Consider the following 22768-nt stretch of genomic DNA (forward strand, 5'->3'; position numbering starts at 1 on the left):
ACCGCAACCAAAGACACTTATAAGTTTAGATTTTGTAAATCCTCTAGCAGTTTTAAGTATATTCTCGAGTCCATCCGGCGAATGAGCATAATCCAAAATTATTTCAAAACCTAGGTTATAATTACCTCCTACAATTTCACAGCGGCCTGGCACTTGTACTTCTTGTAGCCCCAGTTTTATTACTTGTAGCTCTATTCCTTGATTTATGCACACAGCTATAGAACCAAGGGCATTATATACATTATAATTTCCAGGTATTTTAAGTTCGATTTCAATAGATTTATCACTATACTCTAAAGTGAATTTACTACCCCTTGAATTGATTTTTATATCACTGGCCTTTATATCCGCCTTTTGATTAAGTCCAAAAGTTAATTTACTACTCTTAATTAAACTAAAAGCCTTTTCACCATAGGTATCATCAATATTGATTATAGATCTTTTACTATTTTCAAATAACTTTAATTTGGCATCAAAATAATTTTCAAAGGTTTTATGAAAATCTAAATGATCCTGAGTTAAATTTGTGAAAATACTATCGCAGAACTCTATTCCATATACCCTATCTAAATACAATGAGTGTGACGAAACTTCCATAACACAATAATCTACACTAGCATCTACCATTTGATTAAAGAGCTCCTGAAGTTCTAGTGATTCTGGAGTAGTTCTCTGCGTATGAATTTTTACTTGGTCAATATAATTTGCTATCGTTCCTATAAGACCAACCTTATACCCTTGCGCTTCTAAAATAGCTTTGATCATAAATGCTGAAGTTGTTTTTCCATTAGTACCTGTAATACCTATCATCTTCATCTTGCTACTAGGACTTCCATAGTAATTAGCTGCACTTATGGAAAGTGCCTTTCGGCTATCATCCGTTCTCATAACTGTACAGTTTTTTAATCCTTCTATATTTTTCTGGCATACAATGGCAGCAGCACCATTTGTTATTGCGTTTTGTATATATTCATGACCATCAACATTATATCCTTCTATGCAAAAAAATACGTCTCCAGTTTTGACTTTTCTTGAGTCATATTGAATTGAGATTATTTCCATATGCGTATTGCCCTGAATTAAATCAAATTTAATATTCTCCATAATTTTTTCTAATTTCATAATTATCACTCCCTTAAATCATCACGTGCTTTATATTTCTAGTTTTATTTAAATTACTAACCTCTTTTAAGAATAGTATACACTATATATCTAAATTTTCAATAATACTACTATTACCCTTTACATGGCAAATCCGACAGTTCAGCAAAGCTGAGTCCTGTCGGTTTTTGTTTTAATGTCTCTAATATATAGTTAAGCACTATATTAACTAATCAGCTATAATATCTAGATGTACCGTCACCGTAGTTCCCTTTTTAACCTCTGTTCCTTCTAGGTCTTGTTCAGAGGCTATACCACTACCGACAAACTTTACTTTTAGACCAAGACCAGTTAATAGTTCCTTAACTTTCTCTGGGGTATTTCCTTTAATACTTGGAACCATTACAGTACTATCATATTCTACTTTTGAATTCGTGTGTAAAATAATTTCAGTTCCTTCTTTAACTGTATATCCAGGTTTCGGAGTCATATCAGTAATAACTTCTCCCTCTGAACTCAATTTCATTTTTAAATTACTTTCTTTTAATAATTTTTTAGCATCTGCCATTTTAAGACCCCTTACCTCAGGTACAATAACATCCTTAAGTAAACTTTTAGTAATTTCTTCACTAGTAGCGTCGGAATTAAGTGCTAAATAATTAAAAATATCATTAAAAACTTGTTTTGCAACAACTGTTGCAATCTGACCACCATAATAATTAGATGGGTCTGGTTCATCAATATTAATTAATAGAGTTATTTGCGGGTCATTTGCAGGAGCCATGCCTGCAAAAGATGAAACATATTTTTGTGGTAGATAGCCAGGTCCCGCTGGATTAATCTTTTGAGCAGTTCCAGTTTTTCCAGCAATATGGTATCCTGCAATGTAAGCCTTTTTACCTCCACCAGCTTCTATAACCTGTTCAAGGTACGATCTAAGCTGCTTTGTAGTTTCCTCATCTACTATTCTTCTTTCATTATAATTTGAATATGCCTCAAAAACTTGCTTTTCATTTGAGTCATCATATTCTACTATTTCTTTCATAATATGAGGAGTTATAAGCTTACCTCCATTTGCAATAGCATTAAAAGCTGTTAAATACTGTATACAAGATAGTGTTCCACCTTGGCCAAATGATGTTACTGCTAAATCAAGGGGAGTCATATCTTTAGTTTTCCTGATTATTCCTGCAGCTTCTCCATTTAGATCAATACCAGTTTTCTTGCCAAGTCCAAACTTGTAAATGTACTCATTTAATTTTTCTGGCCCAAGCCTTCTGCCAAGTTCCATAAACCCAACGTTACAAGAGTTTTTTAAAATGTCCACAAAATTTTGAGATCCATGTCCTGTAGTTTTCCAACACCTTATTGTTCTACCTGAAACTACATTACTACCATTACATTGGAATCTATCGCTTTCCTTAACAAGCCCTTCTTCCATAGCTGCTATAGACGTTATTACTTTAAAAATGGAACCCGGTTCAAAAGTATCACTTACTGCCCGATTTCTCCAGGCCTTTTGATTTTCGTCAAAGGTCTTAGTAAGGTCCCACGCATCATTTGGATTGTAATCAGGTTTATTAACCATGCCTAATATTTCCCCGTTTTTAGGGTTCATTGCAACAATACTAACTGCGGCCGCTTTATTATCAATCATAGCCTCCTCAGCTGCTTTCTCTACAAATTGCTGAATCTTCTCATCAATAGTAAGGATCAAATCCTTCCCATTAATTGGCATTGTATAATCCGATATTTTATAAGCCAAATCTTCACTTTTTGCATCAGTTTCCGTAATTTTTATTCCAGGTGTCCCTGCTAGATATTTATCATAATATAGTTCAGCCCCTATTAATCCCTTTCCATCAGAATTAGTATGTCCTAGAACATTTGACAAGAAATTATTATTAATATAAAATCTTTTTGTATCTCCTGTAATAACAATTCCGCGAAGATTATGTTCTTTTGAAAAATCAATAATTTTATCAGCTATCTCCTTATCTATTCTTCTCTTAAGACCTACGCCTCCAATAGCTTTACCCTTTGAATTTGTCGCAGTTAATTTAGATAAAACATCTGCAGATTCCATATCAAGTATTTCAGCAAGTCCAGGGGCAATATCCTTCATAGTTAACTTGTTTCTCTCCGTAGTTTGTCTTAATGCGTTAAGCTCTAAATCTACTCGAAAAACATTAGCGCTTATGACTAATTCATTTTCATTTCTATCTAAAATTCTTCCTCTACTTGCTGCAATACGAACATCACTTGTCCACTGCAAAATCGCTCTTACTTTTAAATCCTTTCCTTTAACTATCATTACGTAGCTTAACCTACTAATTAATAGAAAAAACAATACAAATAGTATGAAAAAGACAACAATCATTCTACGTTTGACAATCACTTTGTCTCTATACTCTCCTCTTGCCAATTTAGTTCCTCCTTAATATTGCTGCACAAACTATACGGTAATTATTCCATATTTAAAAAATAATACTTTTGATTTTTTCTAATATTGTTGAACTTTTTTTCACCTGCAACTCACTTTTAACACCTAAATTATTCTTACTTAGATTAATATACTCAACGTCACTGATTTGTGGTTTAACCATGTTAAGTCTCCCAAGAGCTATTTTCTCAATGTAATTTATATTTTTAAACTTAATCAATTGTACTTTATATGCACTATTTTCTTTATTTAATATTTGTATCTGGGCTTTAGACTTAGAAGCTGTATCTTGGTAAGTATAGATCATACAATATCTACTAATAATAGCCACTCCAATAATAAAAACCAAAAGGATATTCTTAAGAACACTTTGTTTGTTTTCTATATCCTTTTTTCTTTTAGCTTGTTCCGCCTGTTTTCGTGATCTTTCTAAATCATGATATCGACTTTTTCTAATTGATTCATCTGGTGATAATACCGTATTTCCATCCATATGAAGCGTATTTTTTGCTACTATCAATTTATTCACCCCATCCACAATTTAGAACTAAATTTTTTCACAAACTCTTAATTTTGCACTCCTACTTCTTTTGTTTGTTTCTAATTCTTCCTCCCCTGCCACTATAGGTTTTCTACTTATAAGATTTACAATTGGTGTTTTACCACACACGCACATAGGTAACTGTTTTGGGCATTTACACGGATCATGCAAGTCTTTAAATTTAACTTTAACAATTCTATCTTCAAGTGAATGAAACGTAATAATTTCCATTCTCCCTCCACTTTTAAGCCTTTGTATTCCATCTTCTATTGCTTTGTTAAGGATTGTGAGTTCGCCATTAACTTCAATTCTTATACCCTGAAAAGTTCTCTTAGCTGGATGTCCTCCATCTCTCTTGTATTTTGCTGGGATAGCTGCATCTATAACATTTACAAGTTCTAAAGTAGTATTTATTGGTTTGTCTACTCTTCTATCCACTATAAAATTGGCTATTCTTTTTGAAAATTTTTCTTCTCCATAATTTCTTATAACTTCACCTATTTGCTGTTCACTGTAGTTATTCACAACATCATAGGCAGATATCCCCTTACTCCTATCCATTCTCATATCAAGAGTCGCATCTCTCATATAGCTGAACCCTCGTTCTGTTTCATCTAATTGAAAAGAAGATACTCCAAGATCCATCAAAATACCATCTACTTTTCCTATATCAAGTTTTTCTAATATTGCTTCAATATTATAAAAATTATCATGTACATAAGTAACGTTAGTATAATCTTTAAGATTTTCCTTTGCAGCTTTTAATGCCTCTGCATCTTGATCAATTCCAATCAGCCTTCCCTTTGTGGATAATCTTTTTAAAATTTCTAAAGAGTGCCCTGCACCTCCTAGTGTACAATCAACATAAATTCCATCTTCTTTAATATTTAGTGCGTCAAGGCACTCGTTTAATAAAACTGATACATGCTTAAATTCCATTATTATATCTCCTTTTAAATGCCGAGTTCATTCATTTTTTCTGCTATCTCGTCAAAATTCATATCCGAGTCATTATATTTATCCCATTTATCTTTTGCCCATATTTCTATTCTAGTTGATACTCCTATACTTACTATTTCCTTTTGTATGCCTGCGTATTCGCATAAATTTTGTGGTATCAAAGCCCTTCCCTGTTTATCAATGGTAATTTCATTAGCACCTGAGAAGAAAAATCGTACAAAGGCTCTTGCATCCTTACTAGTTAATGGAAGTTTTTTCAGTTTCTCCTCCATTATTAACCATTCGCTCTTAGTGTATATGTACAAGCATCCATCTAATCCCTTTGTCAATATAAATTCACTAGAAAGTTCATCTCTAAACTTTGTGGGGATAATCATTCGGTTTTTACTATCAATTGCATGTTGATATTCACCTATAAACATTTTATTGCCCCCACCTTATAAATTACTCCACTTTAATCCACTTCCAACCATTCTAAACCACTTTTTAGTATTATTCTATATAAAAATGAAAATTCCTTCTTATTTTAAAGAATTATTATTGTTTTTTTAAATAAATAAAATCTTTTTTTATAATATTAAAATAAATTTACTTTAAATACATTTTAAACCATAAAAAACCCACTAAAACTATTGTATAAATTTACTTTCTTGAAATGATTCAATATGTAGAGTATAATTTAAAAGGTGTCAATAATCTAAGAGTAAGAAAGGAATGTACATATATATGAAGCTAGGAATTGTAGGTTTACCAAATGTAGGAAAAAGCACATTGTTTAATGCAATAACAAAAGCAGGGGCAGAATCTGCTAACTACCCATTTTGTACTATAGAACCAAATGTAGGAGTTGTTAGTGTTCCTGATAAAAGATTGGACGTGCTACAAACTATTTATAATAGTAAAAAGATAATTCATACTGCAATTGAATTTTATGACATAGCAGGCCTTGTAAAGGGAGCAAGTAAAGGAGAAGGGTTAGGTAATAAATTTTTATCTCACATAAGAGAAGTAGAATCTATAGTTCATGTAGTAAGATGTTTTGAAGATGAAAATGTAGTACACGTAGATGGCAGCATCGATCCACTACGAGACATAGATACTATTAATTTAGAACTTATTTTTTCTGATCTTGATGTACTAGATCGAAGAATGGAGAAATCAGTAAAACTTGTCAGGTCTGGAGATAAAACAGCAAAAACCGAATATGCACTTATGGAAAGAATAAAAGAGCAGCTTGAATCAAATTTACCAGTAAGAACCCTTGATGTTAACGATGAAGAAGCTATTTTTATAAGTACTCTTTTTCTAATCACTTCCAAACCAGTACTCTTTGCTGCAAACATTAGCGAAGATGATTTAATGTCTGGCAATACAGATAATGATATGGTTAAAAAAGTTAGAGAATATGCAGATAATACTGATTCGGAAGTAATGATAGTTTGTGCAAGGCTAGAGGAAGAACTATCCTCTCTAGATGATGATGAAAAAATTGAACTTTTAGAGGAATATGGTCTTTCCGAATCAGGTCTTGATAAACTTATTCATGCAAGTTATAAGTTACTAGGCCTCATGAGCTATCTTACAGCAGGTCCTCAAGAAGTAAGAGCTTGGACTATACACATTGGGACTAAAGCCCCTGCTGCTGCTAGTAAAATCCATTCTGATATAGAAAGAGGCTTTATAAGAGCAGAAATAGTTTCATTTGATAGTTTAGTAGAATGTGGGTCTGAAGCTATAGCTAAGGAAAAAGGACAATATAGACTTGAAGGTAAAGAATATATAATGCAAGATGGAGATATAGTAAACTTTAGATTTAACGTATAAATAGAATAACAAAAAATTAAAGCAAGCAGGACAACTTAAGTGTCCTGCTTGCTTTTTGCCTATAACTCTACTATTTTTTAGTGATATATTTTTTTAGTTCTTTATTAATAGCTGTCATTACTCCCTGGAAATCAGTTTCAGCATCCCCCATCAATATATCCACTGCATCTTCTATAGATGACATAGTGTATATATGAAAGTTTCCGTTTTTAATTTCTCTTTCAACTTCATCATTTAAAACTAAGTCACCAGCATTGGATAGTGGAATCACTACCCCTTTACCTACTATTGTGTCCATTATTTTGCACACACCATAAAATCCCTCAATCTTATCATTAGCCCCCCCTATAGGTTGAACATCACCAAATTGATTTACAGAACCTGTTATAGCAATATTTTGCTTTATAGGTATTTTACTTAAAGCTGAAAGCATACATACTATTTCTGCAACAGATGCACTATCCCCATCTATTTTGCCATATATTTGTTCAAAGCTTAAGTGGAAATCTACGGGAAGTTTACTAAATCCACCATTAATATTACTTATATACCCCTTTAATATATTAATAGACTTACTATGGATACTTCCGCTTAGATTGCTCTCTTTCTGAACATCCACAATGTTCCCCTCTCCCTTATAACAACAACAAGTGATCTTTAACGGTTTTCCAAATCTAAAATATCCTGCATCAATTACTGATAATCCATTCACTTGGCCTATTTTACTATTTTTAACTTCAATGAGCATTTTATTATCAGCATAGTTCTTTAGAACTTCTTTTTCCATATAATCAGTTTTATATCCTACGCGAATTATATCCTCTTCACTTATTTCTAGTCTATTTGTCCCTTTAACATTATTGTTTGATAGAGTTAATAGTTTAGTTATTTCATATTTATCATAATATATTTTTTGTCTACTCTGTGCTTTGCGCGATAGGAGCTTAGCTACTTCCCTTATAGCGCCACTTGTAAGTGGCATGAAATTATTTTCCGTGCAAATTTTATTTATCTCAAAAACCAAAGAGCTCTTGAGTTTACTGTCTATATCTTGAATTTGATTACATTCTGCTTTTATAGCAAATAATTTTCTGAAATCCTCATCGTAATTATAAAGAAGGTCATAAGTCTCATAATCACCAATTAGAATTATCTTTTCTCTAATCGGTATGGGTTCTGGTTTCAATGTATTTACTGAGACAATTTCATAATAATTTTTACTGTAAGCTACATCAACCTTGCCCGTTAATAATGCTTTTTTTAAATAATGGTAAGAAACTGGGTTGGTTAATAAACTATTAGCTCTAATTATTAAACATCCCTCATTTGCTTTTATCATACTTCCAGCATTTATAAATTCTATATCTGATGTATAAACCCCCTTGTGGCTCTCATACTCTATATTCCCAAGTAAATTAATTAAGTTAGGATCTTGCTCAAATATTACTGGGGGAACTACATTTTCACTATTATCAACAATTACGTTAACACCATATTTAAATATAATTTCATTTATTTTCTCTTCATCCTCATCATAGCTTAGCGAATAGTTATCCATAAGCTTTTTCTCAATATCATCACATACCATATCAAGATAATTTTGTACATCCATGTCTTTATTAAACATATTTTTGTATTCTTCTTTTAATTCCGTCATCTCATTTTTATAGTATACTTCCATTATTTTTTTTAACTTCTCTAAATCTCTTTCTTCAATATCTTTTAATTCCTCTAACAGTTTCTTAGATTTGTCTTTTAAATCATTTACCGTATTTAAAATATCCTCTTTTCTATCCTTTGCTAAGATGTCATATTCGCTTTCAGTCATTTCTTTCCCGTTACTTAAAGGAATGAATGTAAATCCATTATTACTGGATTTTATATCAAACCCCTTTGCTTTTGCTGCATCTATTAAATTAGCTATTAACTCAGTCCTTTGCTTTTGAATATTATCTTGAATATCATCTTTGTCTTTATTTATAGAATTGTTATAAAACTCAAATGTACACTCTAAATACTCATTTTGAATATCTTGGAGCACCTTTTTTAATTTATTACCTCCTCCATTACTTACAAAAATAGGCTTTGGAGATTTATCATCTTTGTATAAAACATAGCAAATATCCATTGGTTTATTTCTATTCTCGAAAATACCATTTACATATTTTTCAATATCATTAAGAGCCTCTTTTGAAAAGTCGTCTATTAAATAAATATTAAAACCCTCTTTATCTATACTTAGAGCGGTTTTAATATTCTCTATTACATCCAAATACTGTGGCATAACATCTAAGGAGTCTTTAAGTCTAATATCAGCAATATCAAATTCGTAAATAATTTCACTTGGAGCTAATTCCCTCTTCATATTCCGCCTCCTCCCAATCCTTTATTATATTAATATTCTTATATCACAAATTTAGGAACAAATATTATCATTATGAGCTAAATATTTTAATAGAACATTTTTAATACTTGAGTTTGATTACAAGATAAGATATAATTGATTTATTGACTTTTTTAATTTTTTATAATTTTTATTGAAAAGGAGTAATATTTATGGGGTTAAAAGACAAATTAACTAATAGTTATACAAATGCTTATATGAAAAGATATGGTGATAGGCTTACTCAAACACAAGGTAGAGTTCTATCTGTCAAAGTAGAGGAAAAGAGTTACTTTAAAATATTTTATAAATTAATGGTAACTATCTTAGTGAAAGCAGACGGAAGTAAATCTATTGCTAGATGCGTATTTAAGAAAAGACGTTGGTTTAAAAAAATTCACTTTATTTCTATACTTCAAGGACAGTCTGTTATAATCCAAGGGATGAAGGGCAAAAAAGGAAAAGAACACCGAGAACAAATTCAAGTTGTAAACATTAGAAATTTAACAACAAAGAAGGATCTAGTTCCAATCAAGGGAAATGCTGCTCCTCAAAAAGTTCAAAGAGTAAGAGCCGATAAACATTTAAAATAAAAAGAGCTATATGACAAAGTTATATTTTACTTTGTCATATAGCTCTTTATTATAAATAAAGCTCTTTATTATAAATAAAGCTCTTTATTATAAATAAAGCTTTTTATTTATAGTGCTCCTACTTTAATGATTGTGTACTAGATATAGATATAAACTGTTTATGAAAGAGATAATACCTGAGAAAAATAAAATAATTAGCCATTGGCCAAAATTAAGAGGTATTGTACTAAATACATTCTGAAGAAAAGGGATATACACAATGCACAGGAGCATAAGTATTGATATTCCTACTGCTCCGATTAGGTATAAATTTGTAAATGGATTAATTTCAAACAGTGATTGTTTTTCCGATCTACATTCAAATACATGTATAAGTTGAGATAAAACTAGTGTCCCTAGGGCCAATGTTCTACACGCATCGATACTCATACCATAATATTTACCTGCAATAAATGCTAAAACTGTACATACACCAATGAGCCCTCCACGAATTATAATCTTTTCTGTAAGCCCTCTTGAAAATACACTTTCATTCTTTTCCCTAGGTTTTTGGGTCATAATACCCTTGCCCGCAGGATCTACTCCAAGAGCAATGGCAGGAAGCCCATCTGTAACTAAATTAACAAATAAAATTTGAATTGGAAGCAAAGGATTATCTAAATAAAATAAGGAAGCCAAAAACATAGTAAGCACTTCTCCTAAATTACAGGATAATAAGTATCTTATAAATTTTCTTATATTGTCATATATTACACGACCCTCTTCAACTGCAGCAACTATTGTGGCAAAATTATCATCTAAAAGAATCATGGCAGCTGCCTCTTTGGTTACATCTGTTCCAGATATACCCATAGCAATTCCAATATCTGCCTCCTTTATAGCTGGGGCATCATTTACACCATCTCCAGTCATGGCAACAATATAATTTTTATGTTTAAATGCTTTTACTATTCTGAGCTTATGCTTTGGACTTACTCTTGCAAATATTCTAAAATCATCAATAGTTTTGTCTAGTGCCTTATCACTTAATCGGTCTAGCTCCTCTCCCGTTATAACCTCACTTTGAGATTTACATATATCTAATTCCTTCCCAATAGCGTAAGCTGTATTTTTATGATCACCTGTTATCATTACAGGTTTTATACCTGCAATTTTACACTTTAAAACTGCCTCTTTAACTTCTGGACGAGGCGGGTCAATTATGCCCGCAACGCCTAGAAATATCAAATTAGACTCTAAATTTTCATTTTTTGTAATATCCGATACCTTATAGGCACATGCAATGCACCTTAATGCCTTAAAAGACATAGTTTCTACAGCCCTTAATAGCGAATTTTTATAACTCGGAAGCATAGGCTGCACTAATCCGTCAATATATATATAATTACACTTTTCTATAACTCTTTCAGGGGCCCCCTTCACATAACAAACTTCCCTCCCCTCTTCACTAACAACGACTGACATGATTTTCCTTGTTGAATTAAAAGGGATTTCATATACCCGTCTGGTTTTTTTTAAAAATTCATTAAGCTCCTTGGTCTTAACAAAATAAGCTTTAATTAATGCAGTTTCTGTAGGATCACCGAACAAGCATTTTTCCATATCACCTTTATTAAAATCATAGTTGCAATCATTACAGTATGTATAGGCTTTTTTCATCAATAAATTTAATGGTATTTTATCCTTATCAACATAGTGAACGCGACTATTAAAATAAAAAGCCTTTACTGTCATATTATTTTGAGTTAATGTTCCTGTCTTATCAGTACATATTACAGATGTACACCCAAGCGTCTCAACTGCCGGTAGCTTTCTGATTAATGCTTTTCTTTTAAGGATTCTAGATACTCCGAGTGCTAGTGCAACTGTAACTATAGCAGTTAGGCCTTCTGGTATTGCAGCTACTGCTAAACTTATCCCTAGTAAAAACATCGTATATACATCTTGTCCACGCCAGATACCCATTACAGTTACAATTATGCATATCGTTATGCAAAGTATAACTAATATTTTCCCAAGATGTTCTAGTCTTTCTTTTAGTGGTGACCTTTCATTTTCGATGCTATGAAGCATATCAGCTATTTTTCCCATTTCTGTTTTCATACCAGTTGCTATGACTTTTGCTGTAGCTTTTCCTGTAAGAAGTATTGTTCCCATAAAAATATTATTATTGTCACTCCTAGAACTTTTGTTTACTCCAGCAGACTCTCCAGTAAGTAGTGATTCATCAATCATCGCATTATTATCTTGTACCAAAATACAATCCGCCGGAATTCTATCCCCACTTTCTAAAATCACTAAATCACCAGGCACTAAATATATAGCATTTATTACAGCCACTCCACCATTTCTAATAACTTTAGCAGTTGGTGCTGCAAGCCTTCCAAGTGCCTCTAAGGACTTTTCAGTTTTATACTCTTGAATAAAACCAAGTACCCCATTCATTATAACTATAATAAATATAGTTATAGCATCCGCTTTTTCTCCCATAAGTCCTGAAATCAATGTTGCGGCTATTAGTACCCATGTAATAAAATCATTAAACTGTGATAAGAATATACGAACAGGGGATATCTTCTTTTTATTTTCTAATTTGTTTAATCCGTATTTTTTAATTCTAGTTTCAGCCTGCTGCGATGTAAGTCCACTAAACTCGGAATTACTATCATATGCAGAGTCTTTCGGCTTATCTTTATCCACTGCATAATTATTCGACAATCTTTCATTTCTCACCTAAATTCCCCCTTATACTCTACTGACATAGATACCCTTTACTAAAAGATACGCTACCCTAAAGTTAATATATTCTTTATGCTCTAATAATATATGTATTGATTTACTTACATATGAAAAAATATATAGCAGGTTATTTTAGTAATATTGGGTTTTTCTTTACAATATGGGCATTTCATTATAAACTAATACTAACAATGAATGCGAATAAGCAACTAGGAGGAACAAACGTGAAGAATATTATTTATATTACTGGGCATAGAAATCCAGATACAGATTCTATTTGTGCTGCTATTGCCTATGCAGAGTTTAAAAATAAAACCGGAAAAATCCCTGCACTCCCTATAAGACTTGGAGAAATTAATCGTGAAACGCAATTTATTCTTAATTATTTTAATGTAGAGGAACCGAAACTTGTAACTACAGTCAAGACTCAGATTTCCGATTTAGACATTGACATTGTAGCTCCTATTTCACCCGAAATTTCTCTTAAAATGGCCTGGTCTATTATGAAAAAAAACAGTATAAAGACTCTACCAGTTATAGATGAAAATGATAGGTTAGCTGGCGTCGCATCTGTTTCAAATCTCGCTGCAAGCTATCTAGATATTTGGGATAATTCTATTCTTGCCAAAAGCAATACTACTCTCGAAAACATTTTAGATACTCTATCAGGAAAATGTGTGTACAAACCAGACATACCTTTTAAAATAACCGGAAAGATTATCGTAGCTGCTATGCATCCAGATAGTACAAAAGCAGTAATAGAACCTGGAGACATTGCTATATGTGGAGATAGAGAAGACTCCCAGCATTTACTTATTACATCTAAAGTTTCTCTTTTAATAATTACTGGAAATCATACTCCCACGGATGAAATTATTGAACTAGCTGAAACTAATGAATGTACAGTTGTGTTAACTCCTTTTGATACATTCACAGCTTCAAGGCTTATAACTCAAAGTATCCCTATCAGTTACGTTATGACTAAAAAAAATGTTTTAAGCTTCCATACAGAAGATTTTGTTGATGAGATAAAATATATTATGCTTGAAACCAGGTATAGAAGTTACCCAGTCATTGATGAAAACAATAAAGTTGTTGGTTCAGTATCTAGATATCATTTAATATCTCAAAATAGAAAAAAAGTCATTCTTGTAGATCATAATGAAAAAACCCAATCAGTACCGGGACTTGAAGATGCTGAACTATTAGAAATAATAGACCATCATAGAATCGCTGATGTACAAACTGGTACCCCTATATATTTCAGAAATGAACCTGTAGGAAGCACATCAACAATCATTGCATCAATATTCTTTGAAAATGGAATTAGGCCTTCTAGAAAAGCAGCGGGTATTTTATGTGCAGCAATTATTTCTGACACACTCCTTCTAAAGTCCCCTACTTCAACTTTAATAGATAAACTTATATTAAAGAGGTTATCTACAATTGCTGATTTAAACATAGAAGAGTTCGCCAAAGAAATGTTTAAAGCGGGTACATCTCTAGAGGGTAAAACTGCTAAGGAAATTTTTTACCAAGACTTTAAAGTTTTTACTCTTAATAATTTTAAAATAGGAGTATCACAAGTTGGTACAATGTATATTGAAGGGTTTGAACCAATGAAAGAGGACATGATAAGTTTAATGAACAAAAAAGCTAAGGACAGTGGCTTTGACGTGGTTTTACTAATGCTAACCGATATACTAAATGGCGGTTCAACATTAATAACAGCAGGGGAACATAAGGACATTGTCGCTAAAGCCTTTAATGTTACTCTAAGTGATAACGGAGTATATATTCCTGGTCTAGTTTCAAGAAAAAAACAAGTTATACCACCTATTACAGAAGCAATAAATAAGGTAAACTAATTTATGTAATATAAAAGCACAAAAATGGAAGCATTTATTTAAACAATAAATGCTTCCATTTTGTATGTTCTATAATAAATACACTCCCACAAATGTTGCAAAAATTATGAAACATATAGAATAACTAATACTTAAATAGCTTTTAATGCAACCGTTGTCAATCTTGTTGTTATAGTCCCCATAGCATTTTAGGTAATGCATGTTATTACCATTATAATGGTAATAAAAATTAACAGATTCTATATAGGCAGCTAATATATCTACATTTAACATAGGTATCCTCAAAAGATTTCTAATATAATCACCTTTAAATTTCACTTTTAAATTTCGGTTCTTTAATATATAAATTATATATAAGAATCCCGCGGATATTAATGATGGAATTATAGTAGCTATAGCTATAATTGAACCTATTATACTTAAGTCATCATCAAAGCTAATATTGTAGAGTAACGTAAATACAATAGCTGCAGCGTTACCAAGGATTACAATATAAAATAGTGGTGCAATAAATCCACACACTAGTGCTCTAGATATCGTTGACATAGTGTCATAAAAATGCTTTTTTTCAGTGTTATTTATATTTTTTCTCTCTGTATTACTTATATCTAATACTACAAAAGCTGTGATAGCATTGTATATCTCATTGTTGCTCATAATAAAAAGCACCATGTATATAGCAATTGCAGCACAAAAATATAAAAATTGTATCGCATAACGGTTTCTAACCTTTTTTCTTAATTTTTTATTAACAAGATACACTAGACCTTGCCTATCAAGTTTCCAGAGTAATATACTAATTAAACATCCAATTACATATCCTGTTCCCAAGTTCATCCCTCCTATTTCATATTATTACAGACTTTAATAATAATATATGAGGGATTCTCTTCAATTAAAACTATTTTAATATATATTTATCTACCTTCGCAAGTTATTAGCCATTTGCCACATCTCATCTGCAGTTTTTAAAGTAGTAGAGCTAAGTTGGAAAGCTCTTTGAGTAACAAGCATTTGGGTCATTTCTGTTGTAATATCTACATTTGAAAGTTCTGAAAACCCTTGCATAATAGAATACTCGTTGCTATCAATAGCCTCAGAACCAGGCTTTGTCATAAATAGACCATCCCCTATAGAAAGCATTGAATTATCACCAATAACATTTGAAATTTTTATTTTGCCTACAGCCAAATCACCTGTGGCATCTTTTATGGATACAAGACCTTTTGAATCCACATTAAAATTATTTCTTTCAAATTTATAAGGCCCATCTACTGTATTAATATTATTGCCAGCATCATTAACTATGCTAAGCCTATTTCCCTTTGGGTCAACAATAGAACCATTTGCATCCGTTGAAAAATCACCAGTTCTTGTATAAGCCTTGCTATTATCTGCTTGAACCACTTCAAAATATCCTGACCCATCTATAGCTAAATCTGTTGGAACACCTGTGGTTGCAAGATTTCCTTGTGAAGTATCTCGCGTCAATTCCCCTAGCCTAACACCAGTACCATTTTGTAGTATAGCTTTACCCTCTCTATCGGAAGATACAGGATATCCCGCTCTATCAAGAGATTCGTAGACTAGATTCTTAAATTTACCATTTATTTTTTTATAGCCGTTGGTATTTACATTTGCTATGTTATTTGATATGCAATCCAGCTTTTGCTGTTGAGCCATCATAGAACTCCGACTATTCTGTAAAAGTCTTAACATATTTGTCTCACCACCCTTATTGTAATTTTTATCTTACTGTACCAACTTCATTGACTGCTTTTCCAAGTGTTTCATCTATAGATTGTACAACCTTTTGGTTACTTTCAAAATTCCTCATAATTGTCATCATATTTACTATTTCACTTGTCACATTTACATTTGATTTTTCTAATGCATTTTGCCTAACTGTAACATTAGCATTTTGGATTGGATTTGCTCCTTCAAACAAATTATCTCCAATTTTCTTCATGCCTTTATAATCTTCAAAGTCTACAGTATTAAGCTTATATTTGTTTTCACCGTTAACTTTTATATTCCCATATTTATCCGAGAGCATCTTACCATCACCTACAAATATTGGTTCGTTTGCATTTGTTAGTTTATTTTTACCTAACACCTTATCTCCACTATCCGTTACTAAATATCCACTTCCATCAATATGAAAATCACCACTTCTAGTATAATAATTTTTATTCTCAATGCCATTATCGCTTTGCACTGTAAAAAATCCTTTTCCTTCAATAGCAAAATCTGTAGACTTATCAGTTGTTTCTAGCATTCCTTGTGAGAAATATGTTTTTACATCATCTATTTCGCTTCCCATACTTAAAGAACCAATAGTACTTTTAGTATTTACGCCGTTTACTTGTTTGTCGTAATTTTGTATTAGTACATCATCAAATGATTTGATAGAAAGATTCTCACTTTTAAAACCTGTTGTATTAGAATTCGCTAAATTATTAGTTACTACACTTTGTTTAGCTTCTCCTGTTATGAGTCCTGTAACTGCTGTATAAAGCCCTCTAATCATTTTCCCACATCCTTATTAGTAATAATTGGAATTTCATCAGGATAACGCATTCCATATCCCTTGGCTTTTATTTCGATTTTTCCTTTGCTCATTTCATAATTTATCTTTGCACCACTTAATAAAACAGTTGATAAAATCATACCTATACCTATGCCTATTAGTATTTTTCTATCACTCAGAAAGTCTATTATTTTCTTTATCTTATATATAAATCCTTTATTAATAGCACTTCCCCCTTACCTAAATGTAACATTTCTGATATATAGTCCTCAGAGAACCCCTCCGCAAACAATTTCGTTATATTATGGATTTTTTCACTATTACTACTACTAATACTAGGCTCATTTATTATTGTTTCTTTTTTAGTGTGCATAATCTCATTATCTTCTTTATATGATTCATTGCTTTTTTGTACTTCATTACCTTTATTTAATTCTATATATGTCCCCATAATCCTTTTCATATCCATTATTTCGCTTTGAAGCTCTAAAATACTTTCAGAAAATTCTCGTCTAAGTTCCCCTATTCTAATATCCTCATCATTAATATTTCCCATAGCGTTTCCTAGAACTCCATTAAAGGACCTATTTTGTTTTTTTATAGCTAAGACATTTAATATTATAAGAATTAATCCAATAAAAAATAATAACCATGGCATATAATTCACTCCAATTTTTATAATTTAAATATTACTTCATATTTCATATTTAAGTTTTGCGAGAGCTTTTCTTAGATTTATAATTGCCCTGCTATGCAGTTGACAAATTCTTGATTCAGACACACTAAAAATATTTCCTATTTCTTTTAAAGTAAGCCCTTCATAATAATATAATGTTATAACTAATTTATCCTTTTCTTTTAGGTGGTCAAGCCCTAGCGCTAAGTACTCAATTTGCTCCTTTTCTTCTAATGTTCTTTCTGGACTTGGACTCTTATCATCTTTTATAGTACCACTAAGCGGCATGTCATCATCATCAGAAAATATTAAATCTTCGAGTGAAACTATGGATATATAATTTATAGTGTTCTCAATGTCTGCAACCGCGTCAATTGTAATGTTTAATTCGGTTGCTATTTCACAATTTGTGGGTTCTCTATAAAGGTGCTTTTGTAGCTTTTCAATAGCTCTATTGTACTTATTAAGCTTATCCATAGCACCTTTAGATATAGGGCTATTTCTCCTGAGCTCATCAATCATAGACCCTTTTATCCTTATTGACGCATAACTTGAAAACTTCATACCTCTAGTATCATCAAATTTCCCAAGTGCATCCATAAGTCCCAGCATACCATAACTAATTAAATCTTCATATTCAACATATTTAGTTTTACCAATTATTACTCTAGACGCAATATATTTAACTAGAGGTATATGTTGTTTCACAATTTGCTCTCGTGCAGAAGCTGCACTTGCTATGGACATATCTACGCCTCCCTAAATTTTTTTCATCTGTTCCCTCATAAGTTGAAATATGAGCTTAATAATTTTTTCACGAGTTGCGCTATCTACGAATTCAAAACTAAGTCCACAATTAAATCTACCATCATCATCTTTTATAATTCTCTTCGCTTGTCCTACTATAAGTATGTCTTCATTATTAATAGTTAAACATAGTAAAAGATATTGGCTGAGCTTAACTTCTTCTGATATCTTAATCTTCATTCCACCACCACTTAAATCTAGTAATATAGCCTGCAAATATTTGCTATTTTCTATCGAACTAGGTCTTGTCTTTGGATCATTTTTAAGGTTTGTATATTTAACTGTACTTATTGTCGGTACTCTAACATACTTCCTTCGCTGAATTCTTATTATTTCCTTAGGATTTGATATAAGTAAAATAGGTATATTTTCAAATTTACGACCCATGACTACTGACTTAAATTTATAAAGATTATCTTCTTCATAATAAATTACATCTACCAAAGTTCCCTTAGATAGTGGAAGATATTCTCCTGAATTAACCGGAATGCTGATTGCTATATAATTCTCTGCTATATCTTGTATATTACTTTTAAAATATTTCTCCCCAACTAGTATTTCTAACTTCTTGTTTATTATAAAATCTACTTTACTCACTGCCCCCACCCCTTATGAAAAGATACTGAAGATTTTCTTAAATAAACCTTCTACCCCAATACCACTTGTTTTGTGGCTAGTACCCTCAATTTTCATTGCAATTCTTTTTATATCCTGAGCTGCTTCACAATTTGGATAAGCTATAATTACTGGCTGTTGCGATCTTACTGCATATGCTAGTTTCTTATCTTCACCTATTTTGCCTAAATACTCTAGCTTCATTCCAAGAAATTTATTAACAGCACTATTAAATTTGTTATATGTCATGTCCGCTTCCTTATTATCTAATGATCTATTCACTATAACCTTAGCATAGTTTTTAATGTTAAAATGTTTGACAGCCTTAAGCAGGCTATATGCATCAGTTAGTGAAGTAGGCTCTGGAGTCGTTATTATTATTAAGTCTTCTGAGCAAGCAATAAATCCCAAAACACTCTTATTTACACCAGCACCTGTGTCCATTATTATGTAATCAAACCCTGTTAAAGCTGAAAGCTTATTTAAAAATGAATTTCTTTCAGATTCGGTTAAATCCTCAACTTTTGTAAGTGCTGAGCCACCCGCAAGAAGTTTCACACCAAAAGGTCCAGTGAGCATTACATCCTGAATTTCTTTTCCTTTACTTATAACATCAAAAACACTATATTTAGAAGAGCATCCCATTATAATATCATCATTTCCCATTCCAATATCTGCATCAAAAATCATGACCCTCTTACCCATCTTTTGAAGTGCAATAGATATATTTACTACTATATTGCTTTTACCTACTCCGCCTTTACCAGAGGTAACAGTTATAATTCTGGGTCTGCTTATGCCACTTTTATCATCACTTTGAACCGCCATTTGTCTGAGTCTTTGTGCTTGATCTAGCATATGGTATCCTCTCCTAATATAAGACTAACAAGTTTATCCTCAGATAATTCTTTTATGTCATCAGGTACATTTTGACCAGTTGTCACAAAACTTAAAGGGATATTCGCAAGTTCTAATATATTAAGTATGGAACCATAGGTGGAAGTTTCGTCTAATTTAGTTACTATTATACTATTATAATGTAAAATTTGATATCCTTCAATAATAAATTTAAGATCTTTGTTCTTTGTTGTAGAACTTAACACTAAATGAACATTTTCGGTGTCAGCCTTTTCCACAAATGTTCGAAGTTCAGAAATTTGCATTTTATTTTTACTACTACGTCCTGTAGTATCAATTAATATAACCTCACAATCCTTCATCCCTTCAATTGCCTTATCCATATCATTCATATTGTATACAACGCTAAAAGGTATATTCATAATGTCTGCGTAAGTTTTTAACTGCTCTACTGCACCGATTCTATAAGTGTCTACGGTAATTAATCCTACCTTTTTTTTCTCAACTAGGGCAAGCCTACCTGCAAGCTTTGCAATAGTTGTAGTTTTACCTACGCCTGTAGGTCCTACCAGAACTATTCTACCCTGAAGTTCAGGTTTAGTAACATTAATCATATCTTTTAACACAATCTTTGCCTTTTGAATTTCCGTAATTTCTGGTTCGTTTGACATAGATCCACTTGGTTCTACTTCAAATTCCTTTATTTTCCTCAATATACAATCAATATTTATCCCATCTACATCATTGTCTTCTAGTAATTGCGCGATTGAGCTTTTAGGCTCATTAATACTAGCACTTTCCTGTATACCAGGACTTGATAGCGAATTAGAATTTGCGAGCGAATTAGAATTCGCTAGCTTATTAAGCATAATTTTCATTTCTTTCATTTCATCCATTAAGTGTTCTGAGTACTTATCACTGCTCTCATCAGCTGGTTTTATAGGTTCTATAGGTTCTATAGGTTCTATAGGTTCTATAGGTTTTTTAGGTTCTATAGGTTTTTTAGGAATAATTTCATTTTCCTTTAGCACAACTTTCTTAATTGCTTCAATGCTATCTTTTACATTTTTCTCTTCTGTATTTATTTCATTTTCAATAGCAGCTGTTACTTCAACATTTTTGGGAGAAAATAGACCTTTTATTCCCGGTTTACGGATTTTTCTTTGGCTTATAATCACCGCATCCATGCCTAGTTCATATCTTATTCTTGTCATAGCTTCATTCATATTACTCACTACATATCGCTTTATAATCATTGTAGAGCCACAACTCCTTCAGTTTTAATCTCCACTTCATTTGGTATCTCATTAAGGGAAAGCACTGTAATACTAGGGAATACCATTTCAATAAGTCGTCTAAATGCGGGTCTTATCTTTGGAGATACCAGTATTACCGGTTGATTATTATGAAAATATATTGTGCTAAGATTGCTTTTTATAGAATTTAATATCTTACCTGTAGTATCTGGATCTACTGCTGGAAAAGACCCCTGTATGGATTTTTGTATATTTGATGAAATAACATTTTCGACTTCAGGGGAAAGCGTCATGATTGTTATACTTCCATTGTCATCAACAAGTGAATTACAAATACTTCTTCCAAGTGAAAAACGCACATATTCCGTTAGTACTTCTATATCCTTAGTTATCCTAGCATTATCTGCTAATGACTCTAAAATCGTAACCATATCCTTTATAGCCACTTTTTCTTTAAGTAAGCTTTGAAGAACCTTTTGTATCTCACCAATAGTCATAAGATCTGGTATTAGTTCATCAACTACTGTATCATACTTCTCTTTTACGGAATCAATTAGAATCTTAGTTTCTTGCCTACCTAACAGTTCAAAGGCATGACTCTTAATAGTTTCTGTTAAATGAGTTACCATTACTGTAGTTGGGTCCACCACTGTGAGTCCCTTAATCTCTGCATCTTCTCTTTGGTCATTATTTATCCACACTGCAGGCAGTCCAAAGGTTGGTTCAATGGTTTGAATACCTTGTATATTAATATCTTCTGAACTTGGATCAATGCATAGAAGCATACTCGGCATTAAGTCACCTTTAATAATCACAGTTCCGCGAATTTTAACTACGTATTCATTTGTTTTAAGCTGCAAATTATCTTTAATTCTAATGGGCTGAACAACTATTCCCATCTCTAGTGCACACTGCCTTCTTACCGAGGCAATTCTTTGAAGTAAATCCCCTCCTGTAGCTTCATCTGCTAAGGGAATGAGTCCATATCCTATTTCTATTTCCATAGGCTCCACAGAAATAAGATTCATTACATTTTCCGGTTCTTTATTTTCAGTTTCGTAATTTTCTTGTTCATCATTTTCTATTCTACTTATCTTCTGATCTTTTTCATCCTTAAAGAGAAAATATGCACTTGTTGCGGTAATTATAGATAGTACTATAAAAACAAGGTGAGGCATTCCTGGAATTGCAGCCAAAACTAACAATACAACTGATGCCAGTGCAATAACCTTTGGGAAAGCAGTAAGCTGCGAAGTTATTTGAGTTCCTAAATTTGTAGTGCTACCAGATCTTGTAACCAGAATACCAGACGCAACCGATATTAAAAGCGCCGGGATCTGCCCTACAAGACCATCCCCAACTGTAAGCCTAACATAAGTCGAAGCAGCCTCGGAAATTGGCATTCCAAGCATTACAACACCTATAATTATCCCACCAAAAATATTAATTATAGTAACAATTATACCAGCTATAGCATCTCCCTTTACGAATTTGGAAGCTCCATCCATAGCTCCATAAAAACTAGCTTCATCCTGGAGTTTTGTTCTTCTCTCCCTTGCATCTTCTTCAGTTAT

20 protein-coding genes are annotated in these 22768 nt (G+C 32.1%); 3 read left to right on the forward strand and 17 right to left on the reverse strand.

The features are described 5' to 3' along the window. The 5 genes from ACJAX4_RS11195 to mraZ all read right to left on the reverse strand — a co-directional run. Nucleotides 1-1122 (reverse strand): UDP-N-acetylmuramoyl-L-alanyl-D-glutamate--2,6-diaminopimelate ligase (locus tag ACJAX4_RS11195; RefSeq protein WP_435789544.1); only part of this gene is annotated, 1122 nt, incomplete at its 3' end. A 208-nt stretch (nt 1123-1330) separates the two neighbouring features. Further along, nucleotides 1331-3526, reverse strand: a complete 2196-nt coding sequence (locus ACJAX4_RS11200; RefSeq protein WP_435789545.1) for a stage V sporulation protein D — start codon at nt 3524-3526, stop codon at nt 1331-1333. A gap of 52 nt (nt 3527-3578) precedes the next feature. Further along, nucleotides 3579-4064 carry a hypothetical protein gene (locus ACJAX4_RS11205; RefSeq protein ID WP_435789546.1) on the reverse strand — a complete coding sequence of 162 codons (486 nt, stop codon included), beginning with the start codon at nt 4062-4064 and terminating at the stop codon, nt 3579-3581. A gap of 27 nt (nt 4065-4091) precedes the next feature. Then, nucleotides 4092-5024, reverse strand: a complete 933-nt coding sequence (gene rsmH, locus ACJAX4_RS11210) for a 16S rRNA (cytosine(1402)-N(4))-methyltransferase RsmH (RefSeq protein WP_435789547.1) — start codon at nt 5022-5024, stop codon at nt 4092-4094. A gap of 14 nt (nt 5025-5038) precedes the next feature. Continuing rightward, nucleotides 5039-5467, reverse strand: coding sequence for a division/cell wall cluster transcriptional repressor MraZ (gene mraZ, locus ACJAX4_RS11215; protein ID WP_435789548.1), 429 nt, complete (start codon nt 5465-5467; stop codon nt 5039-5041). A 304-nt stretch (nt 5468-5771) separates the two neighbouring features. Here mraZ and ychF point away from each other — a divergent pair, with 304 nt between their 5' ends. Further along, nucleotides 5772-6869 (forward strand): redox-regulated ATPase YchF, encoded by a 1098-nt coding sequence (gene ychF / locus ACJAX4_RS11220; RefSeq protein ID WP_435789562.1) that lies wholly within the window; start codon nt 5772-5774, stop codon nt 6867-6869. Nucleotides 6870-6939: 70 nt separating this feature from the next. Here ychF and ACJAX4_RS11225 read toward each other — a convergent pair whose 3' ends face one another. After that, nucleotides 6940-9234 (reverse strand): AAA family ATPase, encoded by a 2295-nt coding sequence (locus tag ACJAX4_RS11225; RefSeq protein WP_435789549.1) that lies wholly within the window; start codon nt 9232-9234, stop codon nt 6940-6942. Between the two features lie 191 nt (nt 9235-9425). Here ACJAX4_RS11225 and ACJAX4_RS11230 point away from each other — a divergent pair, with 191 nt between their 5' ends. Beyond that, nucleotides 9426-9845, forward strand: a complete 420-nt coding sequence (locus ACJAX4_RS11230) for a hypothetical protein (protein ID WP_435789550.1) — start codon at nt 9426-9428, stop codon at nt 9843-9845. A gap of 123 nt (nt 9846-9968) precedes the next feature. Here ACJAX4_RS11230 and ACJAX4_RS11235 read toward each other — a convergent pair whose 3' ends face one another. After that, nucleotides 9969-12545, reverse strand: coding sequence for a calcium-translocating P-type ATPase, PMCA-type (locus ACJAX4_RS11235; protein ID WP_435789563.1), 2577 nt, complete (start codon nt 12543-12545; stop codon nt 9969-9971). 263 nt (nt 12546-12808) lie between these two features. Between ACJAX4_RS11235 and ACJAX4_RS11240 the strand changes: the two genes are divergently transcribed. After that, the gene (locus ACJAX4_RS11240) at nt 12809-14452 is read left to right on the forward strand and encodes a putative manganese-dependent inorganic diphosphatase (protein WP_435789551.1); all 1644 of its coding nucleotides are present in this window, start codon (nt 12809-12811) and stop codon (nt 14450-14452) included. A gap of 69 nt (nt 14453-14521) precedes the next feature. On the opposite strand, the gene ACJAX4_RS11245 is transcribed toward ACJAX4_RS11240, so the two are convergent. The 10 genes from ACJAX4_RS11245 to ACJAX4_RS11290 form a co-directional block, all read right to left on the reverse strand. Then, complete coding sequence (locus ACJAX4_RS11245) at nt 14522-15283, reverse strand: hypothetical protein (RefSeq protein ID WP_435789552.1); 762 nt, start codon at nt 15281-15283, stop codon at nt 14522-14524. A gap of 90 nt (nt 15284-15373) precedes the next feature. Continuing rightward, nucleotides 15374-16171 (reverse strand): flagellar hook-basal body complex protein, encoded by a 798-nt coding sequence (locus ACJAX4_RS11250; protein ID WP_435789553.1) that lies wholly within the window; start codon nt 16169-16171, stop codon nt 15374-15376. Between the two features lie 28 nt (nt 16172-16199). Further along, a complete protein-coding gene (locus ACJAX4_RS11255; RefSeq protein WP_435789554.1) occupies nt 16200-16982 on the reverse strand; it encodes a flagellar hook-basal body complex protein in 783 nt (260 codons plus the stop codon). Continuing rightward, nucleotides 16979-17122 (reverse strand): hypothetical protein, encoded by a 144-nt coding sequence (locus tag ACJAX4_RS11260; RefSeq protein WP_435789555.1) that lies wholly within the window; start codon nt 17120-17122, stop codon nt 16979-16981. The genes ACJAX4_RS11255 and ACJAX4_RS11260 overlap by 4 nt, the downstream gene beginning before the upstream one ends. A 56-nt stretch (nt 17123-17178) precedes the next feature. Further along, nucleotides 17179-17640: a DUF6115 domain-containing protein gene (locus tag ACJAX4_RS11265; protein WP_435789556.1), complete on the reverse strand. Its 462-nt coding sequence runs from the start codon at nt 17638-17640 to the stop codon at nt 17179-17181. A 36-nt stretch (nt 17641-17676) separates the two neighbouring features. Next, on the reverse strand, nt 17677-18405 hold the full coding sequence (locus ACJAX4_RS11270) for a FliA/WhiG family RNA polymerase sigma factor (protein ID WP_435789557.1): 729 nt from the start codon (nt 18403-18405) through the stop codon (nt 17677-17679). Between the two features lie 12 nt (nt 18406-18417). Further along, nucleotides 18418-19062, reverse strand: coding sequence for a flagellar brake protein (locus ACJAX4_RS11275; protein WP_435789558.1), 645 nt, complete (start codon nt 19060-19062; stop codon nt 18418-18420). 12 nt (nt 19063-19074) lie between these two features. Continuing rightward, nucleotides 19075-19938: a MinD/ParA family protein gene (locus ACJAX4_RS11280; protein WP_435789559.1), complete on the reverse strand. Its 864-nt coding sequence runs from the start codon at nt 19936-19938 to the stop codon at nt 19075-19077. Continuing rightward, nucleotides 19932-21194: a flagellar biosynthesis protein FlhF gene (gene flhF, locus ACJAX4_RS11285; protein ID WP_435789560.1), complete on the reverse strand. Its 1263-nt coding sequence runs from the start codon at nt 21192-21194 to the stop codon at nt 19932-19934. The genes ACJAX4_RS11280 and flhF overlap by 7 nt, the downstream gene beginning before the upstream one ends. Further along, the coding region (locus ACJAX4_RS11290; RefSeq protein WP_435789561.1) for a flagellar biosynthesis protein FlhA at nt 21191-22768 on the reverse strand (1578 nt) is incomplete at its 5' end. The genes ACJAX4_RS11290 and flhF, both read right to left, overlap by 4 nt.

The sequence above is a fragment of the Clostridium sp. genome (assembly GCF_051278035.1).
Classification (GTDB): Bacteria; Bacillota; Clostridia; order Clostridiales; family Clostridiaceae; genus Clostridium_AD.